At 66.0% G+C, this 21,672-nt stretch carries 19 protein-coding genes; 11 read left to right on the forward strand and 8 right to left on the reverse strand.

Features of this window, described 5'->3' with window-relative positions; translation table 11 throughout:
* Positions 1-64: 64 nt before the first annotated feature.
* Entirely contained in the window at positions 65-2,251 is a 2,187-nt protein-coding gene (locus DIE12_RS07710; RefSeq protein WP_124488655.1) for a TonB-dependent siderophore receptor, read from the reverse strand.
* 423 nt (positions 2,252-2,674) lie between these two features.
* Between DIE12_RS07710 and DIE12_RS07715 the strand changes: the two genes are divergently transcribed.
* Entirely contained in the window at positions 2,675-3,121 is a 447-nt protein-coding gene (locus DIE12_RS07715; RefSeq protein ID WP_124488654.1) for a hypothetical protein, read from the forward strand.
* Between the two features lie 21 nt (positions 3,122-3,142).
* Here the strand turns inward: DIE12_RS07715 and DIE12_RS07720 are convergent, their stop codons facing one another.
* From DIE12_RS07720 to DIE12_RS07740, 5 genes are all read right to left on the reverse strand, one after another.
* Positions 3,143-4,234: a porin gene (locus DIE12_RS07720; RefSeq protein ID WP_059834828.1), complete on the reverse strand. Its 1,092-nt coding sequence runs from the start codon at positions 4,232-4,234 to the stop codon at positions 3,143-3,145.
* Positions 4,235-4,336: 102 nt separating this feature from the next.
* Positions 4,337-5,680, reverse strand: coding sequence for an MFS transporter (locus DIE12_RS07725; RefSeq protein WP_124488653.1), 1,344 nt, complete (start codon positions 5,678-5,680; stop codon positions 4,337-4,339).
* Positions 5,681-5,837: 157 nt separating this feature from the next.
* Positions 5,838-6,899: an aromatic ring-hydroxylating dioxygenase subunit alpha gene (locus tag DIE12_RS07730; RefSeq protein ID WP_124488652.1), complete on the reverse strand. Its 1,062-nt coding sequence runs from the start codon at positions 6,897-6,899 to the stop codon at positions 5,838-5,840.
* A 48-nt stretch (positions 6,900-6,947) separates the two neighbouring features.
* Positions 6,948-7,913, reverse strand: a complete 966-nt coding sequence (locus tag DIE12_RS07735) for a PDR/VanB family oxidoreductase (RefSeq protein ID WP_124488651.1) — start codon at positions 7,911-7,913, stop codon at positions 6,948-6,950.
* A complete protein-coding gene (locus tag DIE12_RS07740; RefSeq protein ID WP_124488650.1) occupies positions 7,910-8,989 on the reverse strand; it encodes an aromatic ring-hydroxylating dioxygenase subunit alpha in 1,080 nt (359 codons plus the stop codon). The genes DIE12_RS07735 and DIE12_RS07740 overlap by 4 nt, the downstream gene beginning before the upstream one ends.
* 198 nt (positions 8,990-9,187) lie before the next feature.
* Between DIE12_RS07740 and DIE12_RS07745 the strand changes: the two genes are divergently transcribed.
* Complete coding sequence (locus tag DIE12_RS07745; RefSeq protein ID WP_044847436.1) at positions 9,188-9,676, forward strand: MarR family winged helix-turn-helix transcriptional regulator; 489 nt, start codon at positions 9,188-9,190, stop codon at positions 9,674-9,676.
* Positions 9,677-9,745: 69 nt separating this feature from the next.
* Here the strand turns inward: DIE12_RS07745 and DIE12_RS07750 are convergent, their stop codons facing one another.
* On the reverse strand, positions 9,746-10,492 hold the full coding sequence (locus tag DIE12_RS07750; protein ID WP_124488649.1) for a TetR/AcrR family transcriptional regulator: 747 nt from the start codon (positions 10,490-10,492) through the stop codon (positions 9,746-9,748).
* 171 nt (positions 10,493-10,663) lie between these two features.
* Here DIE12_RS07750 and DIE12_RS07755 point away from each other — a divergent pair, with 171 nt between their 5' ends.
* From DIE12_RS07755 to DIE12_RS07780, 6 genes are all read left to right on the forward strand, one after another.
* Positions 10,664-11,845 carry an isovaleryl-CoA dehydrogenase gene (locus DIE12_RS07755; protein WP_044847409.1) on the forward strand — a complete coding sequence of 394 codons (1,182 nt, stop codon included), beginning with the start codon at positions 10,664-10,666 and terminating at the stop codon, positions 11,843-11,845.
* A 31-nt stretch (positions 11,846-11,876) separates the two neighbouring features.
* Complete coding sequence (locus DIE12_RS07760; protein WP_124488648.1) at positions 11,877-13,484, forward strand: carboxyl transferase domain-containing protein; 1,608 nt, start codon at positions 11,877-11,879, stop codon at positions 13,482-13,484.
* A gap of 19 nt (positions 13,485-13,503) precedes the next feature.
* The gene (locus DIE12_RS07765; protein WP_124488647.1) at positions 13,504-14,289 is read left to right on the forward strand and encodes an enoyl-CoA hydratase/isomerase family protein; all 786 of its coding nucleotides are present in this window, start codon (positions 13,504-13,506) and stop codon (positions 14,287-14,289) included.
* Positions 14,290-14,325: 36 nt separating this feature from the next.
* A complete protein-coding gene (locus DIE12_RS07770) occupies positions 14,326-16,326 on the forward strand; it encodes an acetyl/propionyl/methylcrotonyl-CoA carboxylase subunit alpha (RefSeq protein ID WP_124488646.1) in 2,001 nt (666 codons plus the stop codon).
* A gap of 581 nt (positions 16,327-16,907) precedes the next feature.
* Complete coding sequence (locus DIE12_RS07775) at positions 16,908-17,339, forward strand: STM2901 family protein (protein ID WP_124488645.1); 432 nt, start codon at positions 16,908-16,910, stop codon at positions 17,337-17,339.
* Entirely contained in the window at positions 17,339-17,677 is a 339-nt protein-coding gene (locus tag DIE12_RS07780; protein ID WP_124488644.1) for a DUF1493 family protein, read from the forward strand. The genes DIE12_RS07775 and DIE12_RS07780 overlap by 1 nt, the downstream gene beginning before the upstream one ends.
* 141 nt (positions 17,678-17,818) lie before the next feature.
* On the opposite strand, the gene DIE12_RS07785 is transcribed toward DIE12_RS07780, so the two are convergent.
* The gene (locus DIE12_RS07785) at positions 17,819-18,130 is read right to left on the reverse strand and encodes a hypothetical protein (protein WP_124488643.1); all 312 of its coding nucleotides are present in this window, start codon (positions 18,128-18,130) and stop codon (positions 17,819-17,821) included.
* Positions 18,131-18,329: 199 nt separating this feature from the next.
* On the opposite strand from DIE12_RS07785, the gene DIE12_RS07790 reads away from it, so the two are divergent.
* The 3 genes from DIE12_RS07790 to DIE12_RS07800 all read left to right on the forward strand — a co-directional run bounded on the left by DIE12_RS07790 (position 18,330) and on the right by DIE12_RS07800 (position 21,600).
* Positions 18,330-19,472 (forward strand): DUF2827 domain-containing protein, encoded by a 1,143-nt coding sequence (locus DIE12_RS07790; RefSeq protein WP_124488642.1) that lies wholly within the window; start codon positions 18,330-18,332, stop codon positions 19,470-19,472.
* A gap of 833 nt (positions 19,473-20,305) precedes the next feature.
* The gene (locus tag DIE12_RS07795; protein WP_124488641.1) at positions 20,306-21,109 is read left to right on the forward strand and encodes an EAL domain-containing protein; all 804 of its coding nucleotides are present in this window, start codon (positions 20,306-20,308) and stop codon (positions 21,107-21,109) included.
* A gap of 62 nt (positions 21,110-21,171) precedes the next feature.
* Positions 21,172-21,600 (forward strand): hypothetical protein, encoded by a 429-nt coding sequence (locus tag DIE12_RS07800; protein WP_124488640.1) that lies wholly within the window; start codon positions 21,172-21,174, stop codon positions 21,598-21,600.
* The last annotated feature ends 72 nt before the right edge of the window (positions 21,601-21,672 follow it).

Raw genomic sequence — 21,672 nt, forward strand, 5'->3', positions numbered from 1 at the left:
GCTCGTGTCGCCGGCGGGGGCGCGTGGCACGGCCCCAGCCCCGGCCACCCGGCGCAAAGATGCGTCAGAACGACACCGTCGTCGTCAGCGTGACGAGCCGCGGCTCGCCGACCGCGACGATCAGGTTGCTGTTGCTCGACGGGTAGTAGGTCTTGTCGAGCAGGTTCTTCACGTTGAGCTGGATGCGCGTCGGGAACTTGCCGATCGTCGTTTCGTAGGCCGCGAACGCATCGACGGTCACGTAGCCGGGCAGCGTGAAGCTGTTCGCGGTGTCGCCGGGCCGTGCGCCGACGAGCCGCGCGCCGCCGCCGAAGCGCCAGCGCCCCGGGAGGTTCGCGATCGCCGTGTCGTACACCGCGAACACGCTGCCGGTGTGGCGCGCGACGTTGACGAGCGACGTGTTGCTGTCGCGGTCGTTCGCGTTCGTGTACGCATAGCTGCCGATCAGGCTCAGGTGCCGCGTGAGCTGCCCCGCGACGTCGAGTTCGATGCCGCGCGAGCGCGCGGTGCCGATCGTCGACGTGATGTCGTTGACCGTGACCGCGACGTTGCGCTTGTCGATCTGATAGGCCGCGAGCGTGCCGGTGATGCCCGGCTTCAGGCTGAACTTCAAGCCGGCTTCCAGCACGCGGCCGAATTCCGGCGCGAGCGGCGCGGCCACGTTGGACGCGACGTTCGGCTTGAACGAACGGCTCACGTTCGCATACGCGGTCAGCGACGGCGTGAGCGCATACGCGAGCCCGAACTGCGGCAGCCACACGTTGCCGTGCGAGCGGTCGGCGAACACGAACGGCCGCCCCATTCCCGATTCCTGCTGCCAGTCCTCCCAGCGCAGCCCGCCGACCGCGGTGAGCCGGTCGGTGATCTTCACCGAGTCCTGCACGATCATCGAGTACGTGTGGACCTTCGAGAGCGAATCGCTCTGCTTCGCGCTCACCGTGCCGCCGGGCGCGAGCAGGCCGTAGACGGGATCGTAGAGATCGAAGCCCTTCGTCGCGGTGCCGCGGATCGTGTCGCCGCGGAAGCTGCGCTGCCGCTCGTATTCGCCGCCGACATAGAGCGCGTGGCTCATCCCCGCGAGCGTCAGGTTGCCGAGCAGGCCGAGCGTCGCGATCTGGTCGGAGTCGTTGCGTCCGAGGTTCGCGTCGGACGAGCGCGATAGCGCGCCGGTCGTGCTGTTGAAGGCGGTCGCGCGGGCGATGTATTGATCGTAGCGGTCGCGGCCCCAGCCGTAGGTCGCGCGCATGCGCCATGCGTCGGAGAAGCGGTGCTCGACGCGCGCGCGCAGCGTTTCCTGGATGCCGCTGCTTTGCGCCCACGCTTCCTCGTAGCGGCGATAGCGCAGCGCATCGTCGGGGCGGCCGTTCACGAGCACCGTGCCGCGATCGAACGGCATCGTGTAGTCGACGTACTGGTAGCTGACGTCGATCGACGTGTTCGCGTCGTGCCACGACAGCGCGGGCGCGATCAGCGCATTGCGCTCGCGGCCGAAGCTGCGCCAGTAGCGGCTCGTGTCGTATTCGCCGGTGAGCCGGAATGCGAGCGTGCCGCCCGCGACCTGGCCCGGCTTGCCGAGCGGGCCGGTCAGGTCGAACTGCGCGCTGCTGCCGCCGTGGCTCGTGCGCGAGGCCGAGATCGAGCCGCCGAACGTGTCCTCCGGCTTGCGCGTGACGAGGTTGATCACGCCGCCCGGGTCCTGCATCCCGTACAGCAGCGAAGCCGGGCCCTTCAGCACTTCGACGCGGTCGATCGTCGCGAGGTAGCTGTGCAGCACCGGCGTGCGCACGCCGTCGACGAGCACGGAGCCGTCGTTGTTCGAGCCGAAGCCGCGCTTGATGAACGCATCGCGCGTGCCGCCGAGCGTGTTGGTCTGCGTGACGCCGCTGATGTTGCCGAGCACGTCGTCGAGCGAGCGCGCCTGCTGGTCCTGCATCACGCTGCTGCTGACCACGGCGACCGATTGCGGAATCTCCCTGAGCGGGCGATCGTCGCCGCCGGCGACGCTGCTCGTGCGCGGCTGGTAGCCGACGGTCGGATCGACTGCTGACGATGCGCTGACGCTGATCGTCGGCAGTTCGCGTTCGGGGCGCGCGGGCGTCGACGAGGGCGAGGGCGTGGCCGCCGAAGCCGTGGCGGCAGGTTCGGCATCCGCATGCGCGCCGCTTGCGACGCAAAGCGTGATCAGGGCAGGCAGGCTCGCGCGCCACGGACGAAGCGTCCGGGCGCGGTGGGGCGTTCGGCGGGATGGCATGAATCGATGAATGGACGGAGTGCTAAGGACGATGACGCGGGCCGCAGCGCCTTTACTGCGTCGCGCGGAGGATGTGCATGATATACGTAATGAGAATCGTTTGCAATTGTAAAGAGGCCGATTCGGACCGGGCATCGTGATTGCCGGGCCGCCGGCCGTCTGCTACCGTAGCGCCCAAAAACAGACGCAGTGAAATTCAATGAGAGCCGGGGGCCGCACCATGTCATCTTCCTGTCACGTCGCGTGCCGCGCGACGTCGCGCACCGCAGCCGACCACGCGGGTGCTGAAGTGATTGCAGCCGTGTTCCACGATTCGAACGATTGACGCAACGGCCGCACGTCATTCCCTGGTGTTTCGCCGGGCAGCCGGCGAAGCGCCGCGATCGATTACTTCAACCACCACGCTTGACGGGAGACCACCCAATGAAAAAGAGTTCCGCGCCGTTCATGACGGCCGCGCTGGCTGCCTGCGCGATGCTGGCGGGCGTTCCCCAGAGCGGCTACGCTGCGCCGGCCGCCGAGCCCGCGATCGACGCGCACTACGCCACCGTGATCGAGGCCTACACGCAGGACATGGCCGCCGCGAAGACGAAATACGACGGCAGGCGCCTCGCGTTCGTCGGCGCGGTGATGCGGATGGGCAGCGACCCGGGCGGCACGTACTTCGGTGCGTTGACGGCCGACGGCGAGCAGTTCGACACGCATTTCGACGCGGCCGACCAGGCCGCGTTGAAACCGAAATTCCCGGGCGGCGAGATCAAGCCGTTCACGGCGTCCGCGAATTTCCGCTTCAGCTGCGTGAACGAAGGTTATATCGACGCGCCGGTGCTGCCCGGGCTGAAGCTGTCGCATTGCCGGCTCGCCGATTGATCGAGGTGCGGTGTCCGGCGTTCAGAACTTCTGCTGGATGCCGGCCATCACGCCGAGCTGATTCATCCCGGTGCCGACCGTCCCGCCGGCCGCGACCGCGTTCGCGGCCAGCGCGCTGTTGAACATGTAGCCCACCGACGTATACACGGTCGTCCGCTTCGACAGGAAATAGTTTGCGCGCCCGACGACCAGCGTCGCGTTCGTGCCTTCCTTGTTTTCGCGGCGTTGCAGGTAGCGCACGCCCTGCAGGTCGAGCGCGAGGTAGGGCGTCGCGTAGTACGTGCCGCCCGCGAACACGATGTCGGCTTGCAGATGTTCGGCCGCCGCGAGGTTGCGGCGGATCCACCCGGCGCCGAGTTTCGCGGGGCCGATCTTCACGTAGCCCGCGACGATGTCGCGCGTGTCGGTGTAGGCCGGATTGTTCAGCGGCGCGAGCGCGCCGCCGCCGCCGCGCATCACGTCGTGCGACGCGGCCAGCCCGAAATTGCTCGCGTCATACGCGAGCATCGCCGTGTATTGGCGGCACGCGACGATGTCGCCGGGCACCTGTCCGGCGCAGCCCGTCGCCGACGGCCCCGCCGGCCCGGCCGCGTCGCGGCCGAAGCTGTAGGTCGCGCCGAGCGTCACGCCGTGGAACGTGCCCTTGTAGCCGATCGCATTGTCGCTGCGCGCGTTCGGCAGATACGAGTCGAAATCCGCCATCGAATGAATCGACGGGCCGATCACGTCGGCATTGGTCAGCACGATCATCGACATGTTCATCTGACGGCCGAGGGTCAGCGCGCCGAACGGGCTGTTTACGCCCACGTTGGCCTGCCGCCCGAACAGGCGCCCGCCGTAGTTCAGCGCGCCGGTGCCCGGCTGGAAGCCGTTTTCGAGCACGAAGAAGGCCTGGTAGCCGCCGCCGAGATCCTCCGTGCCTCTCAGGCCCCAGCGTGACGGCACTTCGCCGGTCAGCGTCGGCATCCCGGTGAAAGACCCGCCGCGCGCGGCGTTGTTGTAGTAGGACACGCCGGTATCGATGATCCCGTACAGCGTGACGCTGCTTTGCGCACAGGCCGGCCCGGCCAGCGCCATCGCCGTCGCGAGTGCAACGCCCAGTTTCGTTTTCATGGCTGTCTCCAAACAGTATGCAGATGTACTTATCGATTTTTTTATTGCCCCGGACCTGCCCGGGATGCCGACGGGTATCGGCAGGACTGCGGGTGTCGCGTGTTACGAGATCGCCGGATCGCGTTGCCGGTGCGGCGCCGCGACACGCGCGCCCGCCACGGCGACGGCGATCGCCGCGCCGGCCATCGGCACGAGGAACGCGAAATAGAGATGGGGCACGGACCAGCCGTCGTCCAGCAGCGCGCCGACCGTCATTGGCGACAGGATCGCGCCGAGGCGGCCGATGCCGACCGCGAGACCGATGCCGGTCGTGCGGATCTCGGCGGGATAGGGCGTTGGCGACAGCGCGTACATGCCGGCCACGCACGCGTTGATCACGGCGCCGAGGAACACCGCGACGATCATCCCGGTGCCGAGCGAGCCGGTGTTCGCGCCGAACGCGACCATCAGTGCGCCGCCCAGCAACAGCGTCGCGCCCAGCAGGCTGCGCAGGCCGAACCGGGTCGACAGCAGGCTGAACAGCGACGCGCCCGCGATGCCGCCGAGGTTGAGCAGCACGCCGCCGGTCACACCCTGCGAGGCCGACAGGCCGGCCTGGACCAGCAGCTTCGGCGTCCAGCTGACGACGAAATAGAAACTGCCCATCACGAGGAAGAATGCGATCCAAAGCGCGATCGTGCGACGCGTGAGCGGCGCGCGCAGCACGGCTGTCCAACTTGAGGCGGGGCTCGCCGTGTCGATGGATGCGCTCGCGGCCGGCAGCGCATCGATCGGCGCGCGCTTCATTCTCGCGAGGATGCGGTTGATCTTCTGCAGCGCGTCGTCCGGACGTCGCGCCAGCAGGAAGTCGAGCGATTCCGGCAGCAGTGCGAGCACCATCGGGATCGCCATCAAGGTCAGGATGCCGCCGAACGCGAACACGCTGCGCCATCCCCATACCGACAGCAGGTAACCGGCGAGAACGCCGCCCGCGGTGGCGCCGATCGCGTAGCCGGTCGACTGCATGCCGATCGCGGCGCTGCGCCATTTGTTCGATGCGTATTCGCCGCTGATGACGGTCAGGCTTGCGAGCATCCCGCCGATGCCGAGCCCCGTATAGGCACGCGCGACGGCGAGTTGCAACGTGCTGTGCGTGGCCGCACAGGCCAGCATGCCGGTCGAGATCACGGCGAGGCAGAGCAGGATGATGCGGCGGCGGCCGACGCGGTCGGCCAGCGGGGCGATCAGCACCGAGCCGATCCCCATGCCGGCCAGCCCGGCGCTCAGCAGCAGGCCGATTTCCTTTCCGCTCAGTTTCCACTCGGCCGCCAGGTGCGGCGCGGCAAACGCGATGGCCAGCACGTCGAAGCCGTCGAGCATGTTCAGCACGACGCAGGCCGTGACCGCCATCGTCTGGAACGCGCTCATCGGGGACGCGTCGATCGTATTGCGGATGTTTTCGCTCACGTCAGAGATCCTTGATAAAAATAGTATGACTAATCGAATGGGATGAAATCGAAGGCGGCAGCAGCGAAATGGGACGAAAGCGAATGCGTGGATTGACGGGCAATCCGGGGAACGTCCGTCGCGGCCGGCTCGCGTCGTTCGCGCGCCGGGGCGAGGGTTACGCGGGGTCGGGCTGCAGCAGCAGCCGCTCGATCACGCGCCGCGCGCGATTGGGGCCCGCGTCGACATGAATGTCGATCTGGCGGCAGTCCGGAAACCGCAACTGATTCCGGTATTGCGCTTCGATCACTGTCTTGTCTTCGTCGAACGTCGCCGCGGATTGCTCGATGACGGTTTGCGCGATGCGTTCGACGTCGTGTTGCGGATTGGTCGCGACGGTCCAGAAGTAGTGCGTCGTCGTTTCCGTCTCGGGCGTGATGCCGTGGAAGCCGCGCATGTGAAAACCGCCGCGCGCCGGGTCGTGAAGGTCGCCGGTGCCTGCGTCCATCGCGCCGGTCCAGATCCGGATATGCGACACGTGGAATTCGATTTCCTGCCAGCGGTCGACGCGGCCCGCGAACGGCCACGCTGCCGTGTAGGTCGGCGGCGGGTCGGACGCCGGCATCCGGCGGACCAGCGTCACCGTGTCGCCTTCGCTGCTGACGCGGGTTTCCGCGCCCATATGCAGCGGCGCGTTACCGCCGATCGTTTTCAGATGAACGTAGCCGAGGTGGCTCAGGTCCATCAGGTTGTCGTGAATCAGCTGATACGGCGCGTCGTAATGGTAGTGGCCGCCGCCGAACCGGTATTGCGGATCCGTGTGGAACGCATAGCGCGGCGGCGCGCAGGTCGGTTGGGCGTGCGCGTCGGCGCCGATCCAGATCCATACGATCGCGTCCTGCTCCTGCACCGGATACGACGCCACGCACGCCTTCGCCGGAATGCGTTCCTGGCCGGGAATCTCCACGCAGGTGCCGCCGCGGTCGAACAGCAGCCCGTGATAGCCGCAGCGCAGGCCGCGCGCCTCGAGCGAGCCGCACGACAGCGGTAGCGACTTGTGGCAGCAGCGATCCTCCAGCGCGCCGACTTCCCCGGACGGCAAACGGAACAGCACGACCGGACGGCCGAGCAGCGTGCGGGCGACGGGGCGGTCCGTCAGTTCGGATGACAGCGCGGCGACCCACCATCGGTCGACCGGGAATTGAGCAGTACTGATGGGTGCCTGGGCAGGTCGTTCCATTGATCGTCTCCAGTATTGTGGTTGGCCGCCGCGTATCGGGCGGTCCGTCTACAGATCGAGGACCAGCAGGTCGCTTCGCGATCGGGAGCAGCACGGCATGAACTGGTCGCCGGCCGCTTGTTCCGCTTCCGTCAGATACGAATCGCGATGATCGGGCTCGCCTTCGAGCACGCGCGTCATGCAGGTGCCGCATACGCCTTGTTCGCACGACGTCAGAACGTCGATGCCGTTGGCCGCCAGCGCCGCGATGACCGTGCATTCGGCCGGCACGTCGATCACCTTGCCGCTGCTCGCGATCCGGACCTGGAACGCGCGATCCGCGCCGGACGACTCGACCGCGCCGCCGAAGAACTCGTAGTGCAGCCGCGCTTCGGCCCAGTTGCGCTCGCGCGCGGCGTTCAGCACCGCATCCATGAAGCCGCGCGGGCCGCATACGTACAGGTGCGTGCCTTCCGGCGCGGCGGCGAGCACCGCGGCGAGGTCGAAGCGTTGCGCGGGGTCGCCGTCGTCGACGTGGAAGCGGACGCGGTCATGGAACCCGGCGGCGTTGATCCGCTCGACGAAGGCCATGCGATCGGTCGAACGCGCGCAGTAGTGCATGTCGAACGGCAGGCCGGACGAGAACAGCCGTTCGGCCATGCTGAGGATCGGCGTGACGCCGATTCCGCCGGCGAGCAACAGGTGGTGCGGGGCGTCGGGCGCGAGCGGGAATTGATTGCGCGGCATGCCGATCCGCACGGTATCGCCTTGCCGGACTTCGTCGTGAATCGCGCGCGACCCGCCGCGGCCCTCGGCATCGCGCAGCACCGCGATCTGGTAGCGATCGCCGTGCTCCGGGTGGTTGCACAGCGAGTACTGGCGCACGAGCCCGCCCGGCAGATGCACGTCGATATGGGCGCCGGCGTCGAAGCGCGGCAGGGGCGAACCGTCGTCGCTGATGAATTCGAAGCCGCAGATGTCGCGCGCTTCCTGCCACTTGCGGGCCACGCGGACCGTCAGCGTCGCGGCGCTCATGACGCCTCCTTGATCTGCGCGACCGGAATCACGGGCCGCTGCGGGCTCGCCGCATTTTCCTCGGCGAGCAGCCGCTCGATCACCTTGCGCGACAGCACGCCGCCGGCGTCGATGTTGAGCTTGAGCAGGTTGCGCTCCGGCCACTGCTCGAGGTTGCGCTGCTGGCGCTCGAGCATCTCGAGGTCCTCGGCGAAGATCTTGCCCTGGCCTTCGCGGATCTCGGCGGTCAGCGCGTGATCGTCGGGCCGGAAGTTGCGCGCCATCCCCCAGAAGTACCAGATCGAGGTGTCCGTCTCCGGTGTGATGAAGTCGACCACGATCGACGACGCCTTCAGCTCCGCCGGCGCGTCGTAGCCGCCGTGGCCCGCATGCGCGACGCCCACTTCGATCATCACGTGGCTCGGCGGCGTGAAGCGGCAGATCTGCCAGCGGTCGACCGGCACGTCGTCGGCAAGGCCGTTGCCGCGCAGCGCCATCCGCCAGAACGGCGGCGGCATCACGTTCTCCATGAAGCGGCTGGTGACGACTTCGTCGCCATTGCTGGTGGTCTTCGGCGCGGCTTCGTCGATTTCCTTCTGGCCGATGCTCGTCGCATGCACGTAGGTCTCGTGCGTGAGGTCCATCAGGTTGTCGATCATCAGCCGGTAGTCGCAACGGATGTGATACAGGCCGCCGCCGTGCGCCCAGGCCGGATCTTCGGCCCATTGCAGCGCGGGCAGCCTGGCGGGATCGGCTTCGGACGCGTCGCCCGGCCAGACCCACACGAATCCGTACCGTTCGACCACCGGAAAGCTGCGGATCGGCGGGAAGCCGCCGACGCGCTGGCCCGGCATGCCGGCCGTCTTGCCGTTGCAGCCCATTTCGAGCCCGTGATAGCCGCACACGAGCACGCCGTCACGCACGAAGCCCAGCGACAGCGGCGCACCGCGGTGCGGGCAGAAATCCTCGAGCGCGGCGACCTGGCCGTCCGCCGCGCGGTAGAACACCATCGATTCGTTGCAAATCTTGCGTCCCAGCGGCTTGCCGTCGATCTCGTCGGGCGTGCAGGCCACATACCAAGCGTTCTTGAGAAACACGTTGTTCGTCTCCTTCAGGGCGGTGCCGCCGGTACGCGGCAACTCGTCATTCCGTGTACTGAATGTGATTCAGTGTACTCATTGAGATTGGCTGGAGCAAGGCGAGCGGTATACTGGTTTTCCCGGGAAATGGCGCGAGGCAGCGCCATGCCGTCGGCGCACGCAACGGCGTGCGCCGCCTATGTCATCGACTCATTCATGGAAAAAACGAATCCCGCCGACACGCCGGTTTTCCCGCTCGACCTGTACGACGAGCCCGGGCATCTGATCCGGCGCGCGCACCAGATCGCGGTCGCGATGTTCTACGAGAAGCTGGGCCGGGACGTGACGCCGGTGCAGTACGCGGTCCTGCGGATGCTCTACGAGTGCCCGGGGCTCGATCAGGTGACGCTCGCGCAGCGGGTGGCGCTCGACACGTCGACGACTGCCGATCTCGCGGTCCGGCTCGAGGCGAAAGGATTGATCGTCCGCGAAGTGCTGCCGCGGCGTCAGCGGCGCCTGCTGCTGACGCCGGCGGGCGTCGAGCTGCTCACGCACCTGATTCCGTCGGTGAAGGAATTGCGCGCCGGCCTGTTCGACGGCATGGGCGAGGACGATTCGCAGGAACTGATGCGCCTGTTGCGCAAGTTCGTCCATCTGAACAACGAGCAGAGCCGCGCGCCGCTGCGGGTGAGCGAGGAATCGTAGCGGTTGGACTCGGCTCGATGGAGCAGGTGATGCGGCAAGGCGCCAGGCGCGCCGCACCGCCTGCCGGCGTCACGCGCGTGACGCTTCGCCTTCCAGCCGCCGCACCGCTTCCGCGACTTCGTTCCTGAAGCGCACCAGCGCCGCCTGCTCCGGCGCGGGCGGCTGCACGGCCGCCCACAGCATGTCGATCAGCTGCGTGGCCGTCGTTTCCGTATCGAGCTTGCGGTGCCCGAGGATCGCATCCCACAGCACGTGCTCGATCGGCCCGAACACCATCGAGCGCAGCAGGCTCAGCGGCATGTCGCGGCGCACCTGCCCGGCCGCCTGGCCGCGCGCGAGCACGTCCATCAGCGGCGCCGTGTAGCGGCGCTGCAGCGCGGTGAGCTCGTCGCTCAGCGCATGCTGCTTCGCACGCCCCTCCGACAGCACCAGTGCGCACAGTCCCGTGCCGTTCACCAGCATCAGCCGCAGGTGCGTGCGCACGATGAACGCGAACTGCTGTTGCACCGGCGCGTCCTGCGGCATCCCGAGTTCGAACGCGGCAATGATTTCGTCATACCAGTCGGCGATCACACGCGCGCACAGCTCGCGCTTGCCGCGGAAGTAGCTGAACACCGTCGCCTCCGACACGCCGACGCGCTGCGCGATCTCGGCGGCCGTCGCATGCTCGTAGCCCTTTTCGGCGAACACTTCACGGCCGGCGCGCAGGATGTCCTGCACGCGCTGCTGGGACTTGCGCCCGGCGGGTGCGCGCGACGGCTCGGCGCGGTCGGCTTTGGCGGTGGCGGTCATGGTGTCGGCGGTAGCGGCTGTCATCTCGCAATGATATCTGAGTGTCACTCAAAAAACTATTGACGGCAAGCCGGACGAGGCGCGAAACTGTGCAAAATTTCCGCTGTATTGGCTTAATGAATCGACGCATTGATCCGATTTGAGCGAAACTCAGAAATCGGCGCGTGCGACCCACTTTCTGGAGACGGAGGAGACATGATCAACCTGCCCGGTGTGCAATTCATGCTCGGTGAGGACATCGAGATGCTGCGCGACGCCGTCGCGACGTTCGCGGCGAAGGAAATCACGCCGCGCGCGGCGGAGGTCGACCGCACCGACCAGTTTCCGATGGATCTGTGGAAGAAGTTCGGCGATCTCGGCGTGCTCGGCATGACGGTCGCCGAGGAATACGGCGGCGCGAACATGGGCTATACCGCGCACATGGTCGCGATGGAGGAGATCTCGCGCGCATCGGCATCGATCGGCCTGTCGTACGGCGCGCACTCGAACCTGTGCGTGAACCAGATCCACCGCAACGGCACCGACGCGCAAAAGCAGAAGTACCTGCCGAAGCTCGTGTCGGGCGAACACATCGGCGCGCTCGCGATGAGCGAGCCGAACGCGGGCTCCGACGTCGTCAGCATGAAGCTGCGCGCGGACAAGCGCGGCGACCGTTACGTGCTCAACGGCACGAAGATGTGGATCACCAACGGCCCCGATTGCGACACGCTCGTCGTCTACGCGAAGACGGACCTCGACGCCGGCCCGCGCGGCATCACCGCATTCATCGTCGAGAAGGGGATGAAGGGCTTCTCGGTCGCGCAGAAGCTCGACAAGCTCGGCATGCGCGGGTCGCACACGGGCGAACTCGTGTTCCAGGACGTCGAGGTGCCGGAGGAGAACATCCTCGGGCAGCTCAACGGCGGCGTGAAGGTGCTGATGAGCGGCCTCGACTACGAACGCGCGGTGCTGTCGGGCGGCCCGACGGGCATCATGGCCGCGTGTCTCGACGCGGTGGTGCCGTATATCCACGACCGCAAGCAGTTCGGCCAGTCGATCGGCGAATTCCAGCTGATCCAGGGCAAGGTCGCCGACATGTACACCACGTTCCAGGCGTGCCGCGCGTACCTGTACGCGGTCGGCCGCCATCTCGACTCGGCGGGCAGCGACCATATTCGCCAGGTGCGCAAGGACTGCGCGGGCGTGATCCTCTACACGGCCGAGAAGGCGACGTGGATGGCCGGCGAGGCGATCCAGATCCTCGGCGGCAACGGCTACATCAACGAATATCCGGTCGGGCGCCTGTGGCGCGACGCGAAGCTCTACGAGATCGGCGCCGGCACGAGCGAGATCCGCCGGATGCTGATCGGCCGCGAGCTGTTCGCGGAAACGATGTAACGCCCCACGTCACGCGAACGGAGCCCCGTCGATGCCGATCATCGAATCGAAACTGAACCCGCGTTCGGAAGAATTCCGCGCGAACGCCGCGGCGCTGGAGGCGGTCGTCGCCGACCTGCGCGCGAAGATCGAACAGCTCGCGCAAGGCGGCGGCCCGGCCGCGCGCGACAAGCACCTGTCGCGCGGCAAGCTGCTGCCGCGCGACCGCATCGCGCAACTGCTCGATCCGGGTGCGCCGTTCCTCGAGCTGTCGCAGCTCGCGGCGAACGGCATGTACAACGACGACGCGCCGGGCGCGGGCGTGATCACCGGCATCGGCCGGATCGCGGGCCGCGAGTGCGTGATCGTGTGCAACGACGCGACGGTCAAGGGCGGCACCTACTACCCGATGACCGTGAAGAAGCACGTGCGCGCGCAGGAAATCGCCGCGGAAAACCGGCTGCCGTGCGTGTATCTCGTCGATTCGGGCGGCGCGAACCTGCCGAACCAGGACGACGTGTTTCCCGATCGCGATCACTTCGGCCGCATCTTCTTCAACCAGGCGACGATGTCCGCCGCGGGGATCGCGCAGATCGCGGTCGTGATGGGCTCGTGCACGGCGGGCGGCGCGTATGTGCCGGCGATGAGCGACGAGTCGATCATCGTGAAGAACCAGGGCACGATTTTCCTCGGCGGCCCGCCGCTCGTGAAGGCCGCGACCGGCGAGGAAGTGAGCGCCGAGGACCTCGGCGGCGGCGACGTGCACACGCGCCTGTCGGGCGTGGCCGACCACCTCGCGCAGAACGACGCGCATGCGCTGTCGATCGCGCGCAACATCGTCGGTCACCTCGCGCCGAAGATCGCGTCGCCGGTGGCGCTGCGCGAACCGAAGCCGCCGCGCTACGACGCGAAGAGCCTGTACGGCGTGATTCCGGTCGACACGCGCAAGCCGTTCGACGTGCGCGAGGTGATCGCGCGCATCGTCGATGATTCGGAGTTCGACGAATTCAAGGCGCGCTTCGGCACGACGCTCGTCACGGGCTTCGCGCACATCTGGGGCCATCCGGTCGGGATCGTCGCGAACAACGGCATCCTGTTCTCCGAATCGGCCGTGAAGGGCGCGCATTTCATCGAGCTGTGCTGCCAGCGCAAGATTCCGCTCGTGTTCCTGCAGAACATCACGGGCTTCATGGTCGGCCGCAAGTACGAGAACGAAGGCATCGCGCGGCATGGCGCGAAGATGGTGACGGCCGTGTCGAACGCGAAGGTGCCGAAGTTCACCGTGATCATCGGCGGTTCGTTCGGCGCCGGCAACTACGGGATGTGCGGCCGCGCATTCGGCCCGCGTTTCCTGTGGATGTGGCCGAACGCGCGGATCTCGGTGATGGGCGGCGAGCAGGCGGCGTCGGTGCTCGCGACCGTGCGCCGCGACGGCATCGAGGCAAAGGGCGGCGCGTGGTCGGCCGAGGACGAAGAGGCATTCAAGCAGCCGATCCGCGACCAGTACGAGCGCCAGGGGCATCCGTACTACGCGAGTGCGCGCTTGTGGGACGACGGCGTGATCGACCCCGCGCAGACGCGCGACGTGCTGGGCCTCGGCCTCGCCGCGTCGATGAACGCGCCGATCGACGACACGCGCTTCGGCGTGTTCCGCATGTAACGGCCGGGAGGGCTGACCGATGCGATACGAAACGATCAAGGTAAGCGAAGCCGGCCGCGTGGCGACCGTCACGCTCGCGCGGCCCGACGTGCGCAACGCGTTCAACGAGACGACGATCGCCGAGCTGACCACCGCGTTCGAATGGCTCGACGCGCACGCCGGCGTGCGTGCGATCGTGCTCGCCGCGGAAGGCGTGGCGTTCTGCGCGGGCGCGGACCTGAACTGGATGAAGAAGATGGCCGGTTACTCGGACGACGAGAACCGCGCCGACGCGCGCAAGCTCGCGCGCATGCTCGAGGCGATCCATCGCTGCGGCAAGCCGGTGATCGCGCGCGTGCACGGCGATGCGTATGCGGGCGGCGTGGGTCTCGTCGCGGCGGCCGACATCGCGATCGCCGCCGACGGCGTGAAGTTTTGCCTGTCCGAAGCGCGGCTCGGGCTGATTCCCGCGACGATCGCGCCGTACGTCGTGCGGGCGATGGGCGAGCGCGCGGCGCGCCGCTACTTCACGACGGCCGAGGTGTTCGACAGCGCGCGCGCCGCGTCGCTCGGCTTCATTCACGACGCGGTGCCGGCCGATGCGCTCGACGAAACGGTCGCGAAGCTGGCCGCGACGCTCGTCGCGAACGGCCCCGACGCCGTGCAGGCGTGCAAGCGGCTCGTCGCCGACGTGGCCGGCCGGCCGCTCGACGCGACGCTGATCGAGCAGACGGCCGACTGGATCGCGCGCACCCGCGCCGGCGCGGAAGCGCGCGAAGGGATCGCGTCCTTCCTCGAGAAACGCACGCCTTCGTGGCGTGAATGACGGCGTGCCCCTAACTTTCCGGACGACATCGAAGCCATGTTCGACAAGATTCTGATCGCCAACCGCGGTGAAATCGCCTGCCGCGTCGCCGCGACGTGCAAACGTCTCGGGATCGCGAGCGTCGCCGTCTATTCCGACGCGGACGCGAACGCGAAGCACGTCGCCGCATGCGACGAAGCCGTGCACATCGGCGGCGCGGCGGCCGCGGACAGCTACCTGCGCATCGAGCGCATCATCGAGGCCGCGCGCGCGACCGGTGCGCAGGCCATCCACCCGGGCTACGGCTTCCTGTCGGAGAACGAGGATTTCGCGCATGCCTGCGAGGCGGCCGGCATCGCGTTCATCGGGCCGCCGGTCGACGCGATCGCGGCGATGGGCTCGAAGGCTGCCGCCAAGGCGCTGATGCACGCGGCCGCGGTACCGCTCGTGCCCGGCTATCACGGCGACGACCAGGACGCGGCGAACCTGCATCTCGAAGCCGACGAGATCGGCTACCCGGTGCTGCTGAAGGCGAGCGCGGGCGGCGGCGGCAAGGGCATGCGCGTGGTCGAGCGCTCCGAGGACTTCCCGGCGGCGCTCGCGTCGTGCCAGCGCGAGGCCGCGAGCAGCTTCGGCAACGACCGCGTGCTGATCGAGAAATACCTGACGCGCCCGCGTCACGTCGAAGTGCAGGTGTTCGGCGACACGCACGGCAACACCGTCTACCTGTTCGATCGCGACTGCTCGGTGCAGCGCCGTCACCAGAAGGTGCTCGAGGAAGCGCCGGCGCCGGGGCTGCATGAAGACGTGCGCCAGGCGATGGGCGAGGCGGCCGTCGCGGCCGCGCGCGCGGTGAATTACGTCGGTGCGGGCACCGTCGAGTTCATCATGACGGGCGAAGCGTTCTACTTCATGGAAATGAACACGCGCCTGCAGGTCGAGCATCCGGTCACCGAGATGGTCACGGGGCTCGATCTCGTCGAATGGCAGCTGCGCGTCGCAGCGGGCGAGCCGCTGCCGCTGAAGCAGGACGAACTGCGCGTGCAGGGTCATGCGATCGAGGCGCGTCTTTACGCGGAGAATCCGGCGCGCGGCTTCCTGCCGTCCACCGGCACGCTGAAGCACCTGCGGCTGCCGGAAGGCGTCGAGTTCGCGATCGGCGCGCCGGTGCGAGTCGACAGCGGCGTGCGCGAGGGCGACGCGATCACGCCGTTCTACGATCCGATGATCGCGAAGCTGATCGTGCACGGCGCGGACCGCGCGGAAGCGCTCGGCCGGATGCTGCGCGCGCTGCGGGCCTGCGAGGTGGTGGGCCTGCACACGAATGCCGCGTTCCTGCAGCGGATCGTCACCTGCGGGCCGTTTGCGAGCGCCGATCTCGACACGGGCCTGATCGAGCGCAACCACGATGCGCTGTTCGCACCGCAACAGCCGCCGCGCGCGACGCTCGCGCTGGCCTGCGCGGCACTGCTCGCGCGCGAACGCGGCGCGGCCGCACGGGAAGGCGCGTCGCCGTGGGGCGCGCTGCCGGACTGGCGGCTGAACGGCGGCTATCGCCGCACGCTCGAATGGCATGCGCCCGATCGCGAAGCGGACGTGACGGTCACCTACGAGGACGACGGCGGCAGCACGCGCCTCGCCACCGGCGACGCGGCCGCGCAGCCGTTCGCGTGGACGCGCGGCGCGACGCCGCTCGACTTCGACGTGACGCTCGACGGCGTGCGCAGCAGCGGCCGCGTGTATGCGGACGGCGACAGTTTCCACGTGTTCACGCAGGGTGTCGCCGAGACCTTCGAATGGCGCAACGTGCTCGCGCACGCGGGCGATGCCGAGCATGGCGGCGGCCGCCTCACTGCGCCGATGCCCGGCAAGGTGATCGCGGTGCTGGTCGAGCCGGGCCAGAAGGTCGAGGCCGGCACGCCGCTGATCGTGATGGAGGCGATGAAGATGGAGCACACGATCGGCGCGCCCGGCGCGGGTGTCGTCGCGGAAGTGCTGTACGGCGTCGGCGACCAGGTCGCGGATGGCGCGCAGTTGCTGATGATGGCGGAAGATTGAGTGACGTGTGTGCGTGAGAGCCGCTGCCGACTCTCACGGATGGCGCAAGCTCCGCGCTTCGATGCAGAAAAAGGCCCGGCGTCGCAGCGGTGACCGACGCCGGCCATCGTGGCTCGTGCTGCTGAATCGTTACGGCAGCATCCTGTAGCGGGATGTCCGACGCAAATGCATCAGGACGATATCCGCATTTCGCGTTGACGGTCGCTTTCGTTGCCTGCAGAAAAAAACAATGATACGCACGCAACGCTGTCGAGGCTTTTGACAATTCAACTGTTTCCAACTGTTGACCGGCGGCACAGCGGCACCGTTTCGCACTGGTTCGTTTGCTGCAACGGTTGTTGAAGAATTGACAGCCGGCTTGTCCGGGCTGCTTCGTCAAGCCAAGCCGGCTTCTTCCTCTTGTAAATGAAGGGGGGCGAGCCACAGTAACCATCGTTTGCAAGCGTCAAAAAGGTCAGGCCGGCTCGAGAAGTGGTCGCATCTTCCTGCCCGCGTTCGAGTGATTAGGCTACGGTAACAGCCGGGGTGCAGCATGTGCGCTGCACACTCATCAAATGAGCGTTGCCGAGAGACGAATCGAGATGACGAAGAAATATAATTACGGGGTGCATGGAAACCTTACGCCACCAGAACTTTTTTTCCTGATTGTTATCGACGTAGCCTGCGATGAATTGGGTATCGACGACGCGGTCGGGATCGCAATGATTTTGCTGGGGCAACGATTCGTGCCGACAAGGGGAAAGTTTGGCGGAGCGGTCAAGGGAACCTCGATCGCATCGCGGGTTTCGCGGAGATTGCTGCCTTATGAGGTCAAGCACAAAATTTTGCCGACGGTGACGTCATTCAAGAGTCTTGTGCTTCTGAAGGTCAAATTTACCAGGGAACTCGGTGTATTTGTCGGGCGGGCCGTGCCGGTGGTTGGATGGGTTATTACCGCTGCCGACATATCGATCATAATGTATCGTTCTGCAGTCAAGTACAATGACTTGGTCAAGCCGGAGGATCGCATCTAATGGATGCTCGTCTAATCGAGATGGTGCGGGATGAAGCTGACTCACCATTGTGGGGCGAGCTCGAAATTTCTCCGGAAACAGATCTCTGTGTCGATCTCGAAATTTCCGATCGGGCTATGTTGCGGCTAATGAGAAGGCTTTCGGATGAATTCGGTGTTGATATGTCGGACTTCGATATAGATTATTACTATCCGTCGAGAAAAATGCGATTCGGTCAGTTTTTGATGGAGGTGCTGAGATCTCCGTTCAGTGCCGGCGCCAGGGATAAAATACTGGAGCGTCCGCTGACCATTAAAATGATGGAGTCTGCAATCGAGACCGGACGATGGAGGATATAACCGGTGCGAAAGCATCGCGTGTTGCGTCGGTACTTTCCAAAAGCGAAAAGGAGCCTGGAAGAAGAGAAGTTCCTGGGGGACGATCGTTAAAGGGAGCTCTGGCGCGGGAGCCCGGTGCACGGCGATGATGTCCTCATCGGTTTAGCGACGGGCGAAGGCATTCGCCGGCGTGCCCTTCAGCCACGCGAGCCTTGGCCCTTGAACCCAGCGCTGTACCAGCAGTGTCATGTGAGCTCGGCTGAAACCGCTAAAGCGTCGCAGATAGCGCAGCACGAGCCCGCGGTGAGGCCGCTTGAGCTGATCGTAGCGAAAGCGCCGCAGCACGGACGCGACCCATTCGCGACGTTCGTGAGGGCACGCGGCGGGTGCAAAGTCGAGCGTCCGTGTGCCGTCGAGGACGGCGCGCACTTGGTCCAGGGCGCGGATTTGCGATTCGTTCAAATTGATGATCATCCGCCCTGGTGCTCCAGTGTCGGTCAATTCGCGCGTGTCGGGCCAACAACCGGCTCCTGTTCCATTGTAAACGCTGCCGCATCGCGTATGACCATGCCTGACAGTCTGGCGGCCGGCGCTCCGCTAGACTGGCGGATTGCTCACGTGGCCATTGCCGTGAGCTACACTGCATCCATTCAATCACGCCCCCGCCGACGAGATGAAGTCTCCTGCCCTGAACGGCCTGCGCATCGGTATCACGATCGGCCTGCGCGCCCCCGACGAAAGCCTGTGGATCAACGGCATCAAGCAGAACGCGTTGTTTCTCGCGAAGTTGTTGATGGCGTCGCCGCATGGGTATCGCGTGACGCTGGTCAACACGACCGACGTGGCGCTTACCGACGCGCTGCCTTGGGATCGCCGCGTATACGACACGCGCGCGTTCGCCGACATGAAGGATGCGCTCGACGTGGTGATCGAGCTGGGCGGTCAGATCGACGGCGAGCAGACGGCCTACCTGAAGGCGCGCGGCGCGAAGATCGTCAGCTACTGCTGCGGCTTCGAGTACATCACCTCGATGGAATCGATACTGTTCGGCCGCCGCATGTGGGATTCGCTGTTCATCAACCGCGGCTACGACGAATTGTGGGCCATTCCGCAGATAGCGGAGTCGTCGCTGCCGTTCCTGCAGTCGCTGCGCCGTTGCCCGGGGCGCGTCGTGCCGTTCGTGTGGGACCCGATGTGCCTGGAGGCGCGTGCGCAATCGCTGCCGGAGCGTGGCGAATACCGGCCGCGCAGCGAACCGGGCAAGCGGCTGACGGTGATGGAGCCGAACCACAACGTCGTGAAGTTCTGCATGTATCCGATGCTGATCATCGACGAGGCGTATCGCCGCGACCCCGACGCGATCTGCTTCACGCACGTGACGAACGCCGATCGCCTCGCGCACAACAGCCCCGAGTTCGTGACGCTGATGAACTACCTGGACATCGTGCGCGCGGGCAAGGCGAGCTTCGTCGGGCGTTTCGACACGCCGTTGTTCCTGGCCGACATGACCGACATCGTCGTGTCGCATCAATGGGCGAACCCGCTCAACTATTTCTATTTCGACGTGTGCTGGCAGGGTTATCCGCTCGTGCACAACGCGAGCCTCGTGCCGGACCTCGGCTACTACTATCCTGGCAACGACGTGCAGAAGGGCACCGAGGCGCTGCTGCACGTGCTGCATACGCACGACGACGACTGGCAAGGGTATGCGCGGCGGCAGCGCGAGATCCTGCGCCGCTATACGTCGGCGAACCCCGCGCTCGTCGCCGACTACGACGCGCTGCTCGCGAACCTGATCGGCGCGACGGCGGCATAAGGCTGCACGACGCGGCACGCGCCGCCGCCTGCGGCCAGCGGCCAGCGGGCGCATTCGATCGCGATTTGCGCGATCGAGGCAGTCGGCTCGATTTCGCCGCCTGCCGTCAACCGGATTGACCCGGGTTAATGTCTGAAGAAATGAGCCGTTAAAAAAGAAACCGCCGAACCGGGGAGATTCGACGGTTTTTGAAGGCACGAATTTGACGGCTCCGAGGGAAGTCCGTCAAAAATAATTTTATAGGTTAACTAGTCGGAAAGATTGTTAAATATCTTTCGATGGATGGTTGTCGTATAATTCGACTTAATTATTGTCGTTCAAATCAGCCGGATTATCATTCAAATATTTTCAATATCGTTTGAAACGGCAAAATTGAATTCTGCGGAGACCGAATGCGTCGTCGCAATGCAATGGCTGCACGGTTTGCCAGCAGTTGCGAGGAATCCGGCCGTCGGGTCCGGGTCGCGTTTCGCTGGCGCGCATTTGTCATATGATATTTCAAACATCCGATTTTTGAAACGGGTCTTGCGATAAATCGATTCACCCGAAGATGTTCGGATGGGGCAAATAACCAGTATCGATCGGAGTATCGTCGACGTTTTTGTGTAACCTGTCGCACTGTTGTCGACGTGCGCGTGTGGTGTATTTTCGGTGTTTGAATATCATTGACAATATCTGATTTGACGGCACGCCGGAATAAAAAGTACGCTCCCGAAAAAGATCGAAAAAGAGGTTGGGCCGGGTAGGCGGTGGTGCGCGTCGTGGTCGGCTCGCGCCATATGTATCGAGAGCGCGGGCCGTCATCGGCGGTCCGACAATTGCCGGAGCGCCGGATGAATGCGGTCGAACCTCGCCTGGAGGCGAACAGCGTAGCGAATCGGGACGAGATCGATCTCGTATTCGGCGCGCCTGACGATCACCCCGACCTTGCGTCGGTACGCAGTTTCGTCGAAAGCCGGCTCGGATTCGCGCGAGAGCCGGTTTGCCGCGCCGATTTGTCGGGCGGCGTGCTGTATCACGAATGCCTCGCGCGGCTGCGCTGGGGGGCGCGCGATGTCTTGCCGCCGCTCGCGTTCCTGCCGCGCCTCGAATCGCTCGGGCTGATGCGCTGGTTCGACCGGCTCGTGGTGGGCCGGACGATCGACGCGCTGCGCGCCGATCCGAAGGCCGTGTACGGCTGCAACGTCGCGGCGACGAGCGCGGTCGTGGACGACGCATGGCTCGCGCTGTTCAGGCGGCTCGAGCGCGAGCCGTCGGTCGCGGCGCGGCTGGTCGTCGAAATCACCGAGACGGGGCCGCTGAACCCCGTCGCGGGCCGGTCGTTCGTGAACCGGTTCCGCCAGGCCGGGTGCCGCGTCGCGATCGACGATTTCGGCGTCGGCTTCAGCGCGCTGAACAACCTGGTGGTCGGCAATCCCGACATCGTGAAGCTCGACAGGTCGGTCCTGTCGCTGATCAAGCGCAACGCGATCGGGCGCTACCAGTTTCGCCGGCTGATCGCGTTCGCGCACGAAAGCGCGCGGCACGTCGTCGTCGAAGGCGTGGAGAACGAGATCGACCGGCAGATCATCCTGGATTCCGGCGTCTCATGGGCGCAGGGCATCCGCTTTACATGGCGGTCACCGGCCGCCGCATGACGCTGCGGCGCCGGCGCGGCGCGCCGGCATCGGACAACGAAGAATTGAATAGGGGCGTGGGCATGGCGGCGACGAAGAAGGCCGGGCACGGAACGGGCACGCAGGCGACCGATGCGCGCGAGCTCGTCGCGATCGCCGAACTGGCCGAGATGCTGGAGCAACTCGGCGCCGACGCGATTGACGCGACCGGTGCACCGGTCGACGTCATGCCGTTTCTCCACGGCCTGAAGGACGTCTCGCAACACATTCACCGGCTGAAACCGCTCGATGCCGACGATCGCGAGCGCGCGGCGCGACACTATTTCGCCGGTGTGTTCGCGGGCGCTTGCGGCGACGATTCGGCGATCGCATGCGGCGTATCGGGCAGCCTGGCGCAACAGGCCGGCGCTGTCGGCCCCGCGGCGGCACGTTGTTTCGCGAGGCTTGCGCGCATCGGCCGGCGGCATGGCCGTGCGTTCGCCGAGCGACGCGGGCAGCGTGTGCCGGCTTGACGCCGGTTCGCGCATCAAGTCCTCGTCAGGTTCTCGTCACACTCTTCAGGAGTACTGCCGCTTGCGTCGCGC

This window comes from Burkholderia sp. Bp9015 (assembly GCF_003853505.1).
GTDB lineage: Bacteria > Pseudomonadota > Gammaproteobacteria > Burkholderiales > Burkholderiaceae > Burkholderia.

Excerpts from the sequence above, each read along its gene's own strand:
- DIE12_RS07710 (WP_124488655.1), bottom strand. The coding sequence starts at position 2,251 with ATGCCATCCCGCCGAACGCCCCACCGCGCCCGGACGCTTCGTCCGTGG.
- DIE12_RS07715 (WP_124488654.1), top strand. The coding sequence starts at position 2,675 with ATGAAAAAGAGTTCCGCGCCGTTCATGACGGCCGCGCTGGCTGCCTGC.
- DIE12_RS07720 (WP_059834828.1), bottom strand. The coding sequence starts at position 4,234 with ATGAAAACGAAACTGGGCGTTGCACTCGCGACGGCGATGGCGCTGGCC.
- DIE12_RS07730 (WP_124488652.1), bottom strand. The coding sequence starts at position 6,899 with ATGGAACGACCTGCCCAGGCACCCATCAGTACTGCTCAATTCCCGGTC.
- DIE12_RS07735 (WP_124488651.1), bottom strand. The coding sequence starts at position 7,913 with ATGAGCGCCGCGACGCTGACGGTCCGCGTGGCCCGCAAGTGGCAGGAA.
- DIE12_RS07745 (WP_044847436.1), top strand. The coding sequence starts at position 9,188 with ATGGAAAAAACGAATCCCGCCGACACGCCGGTTTTCCCGCTCGACCTG.
- DIE12_RS07750 (WP_124488649.1), bottom strand. The coding sequence starts at position 10,492 with ATGACAGCCGCTACCGCCGACACCATGACCGCCACCGCCAAAGCCGAC.
- DIE12_RS07755 (WP_044847409.1), top strand. The coding sequence starts at position 10,664 with ATGATCAACCTGCCCGGTGTGCAATTCATGCTCGGTGAGGACATCGAG.
- DIE12_RS07760 (WP_124488648.1), top strand. The coding sequence starts at position 11,877 with ATGCCGATCATCGAATCGAAACTGAACCCGCGTTCGGAAGAATTCCGC.
- DIE12_RS07765 (WP_124488647.1), top strand. The coding sequence starts at position 13,504 with ATGCGATACGAAACGATCAAGGTAAGCGAAGCCGGCCGCGTGGCGACC.
- DIE12_RS07770 (WP_124488646.1), top strand. The coding sequence starts at position 14,326 with ATGTTCGACAAGATTCTGATCGCCAACCGCGGTGAAATCGCCTGCCGC.
- DIE12_RS07775 (WP_124488645.1), top strand. The coding sequence starts at position 16,908 with ATGACGAAGAAATATAATTACGGGGTGCATGGAAACCTTACGCCACCA.
- DIE12_RS07780 (WP_124488644.1), top strand. The coding sequence starts at position 17,339 with ATGGATGCTCGTCTAATCGAGATGGTGCGGGATGAAGCTGACTCACCA.
- DIE12_RS07785 (WP_124488643.1), bottom strand. The coding sequence starts at position 18,130 with ATGATCATCAATTTGAACGAATCGCAAATCCGCGCCCTGGACCAAGTG.
- DIE12_RS07790 (WP_124488642.1), top strand. The coding sequence starts at position 18,330 with ATGAAGTCTCCTGCCCTGAACGGCCTGCGCATCGGTATCACGATCGGC.
- DIE12_RS07795 (WP_124488641.1), top strand. The coding sequence starts at position 20,306 with ATGAATGCGGTCGAACCTCGCCTGGAGGCGAACAGCGTAGCGAATCGG.
- DIE12_RS07800 (WP_124488640.1), top strand. The coding sequence starts at position 21,172 with ATGGCGGCGACGAAGAAGGCCGGGCACGGAACGGGCACGCAGGCGACC.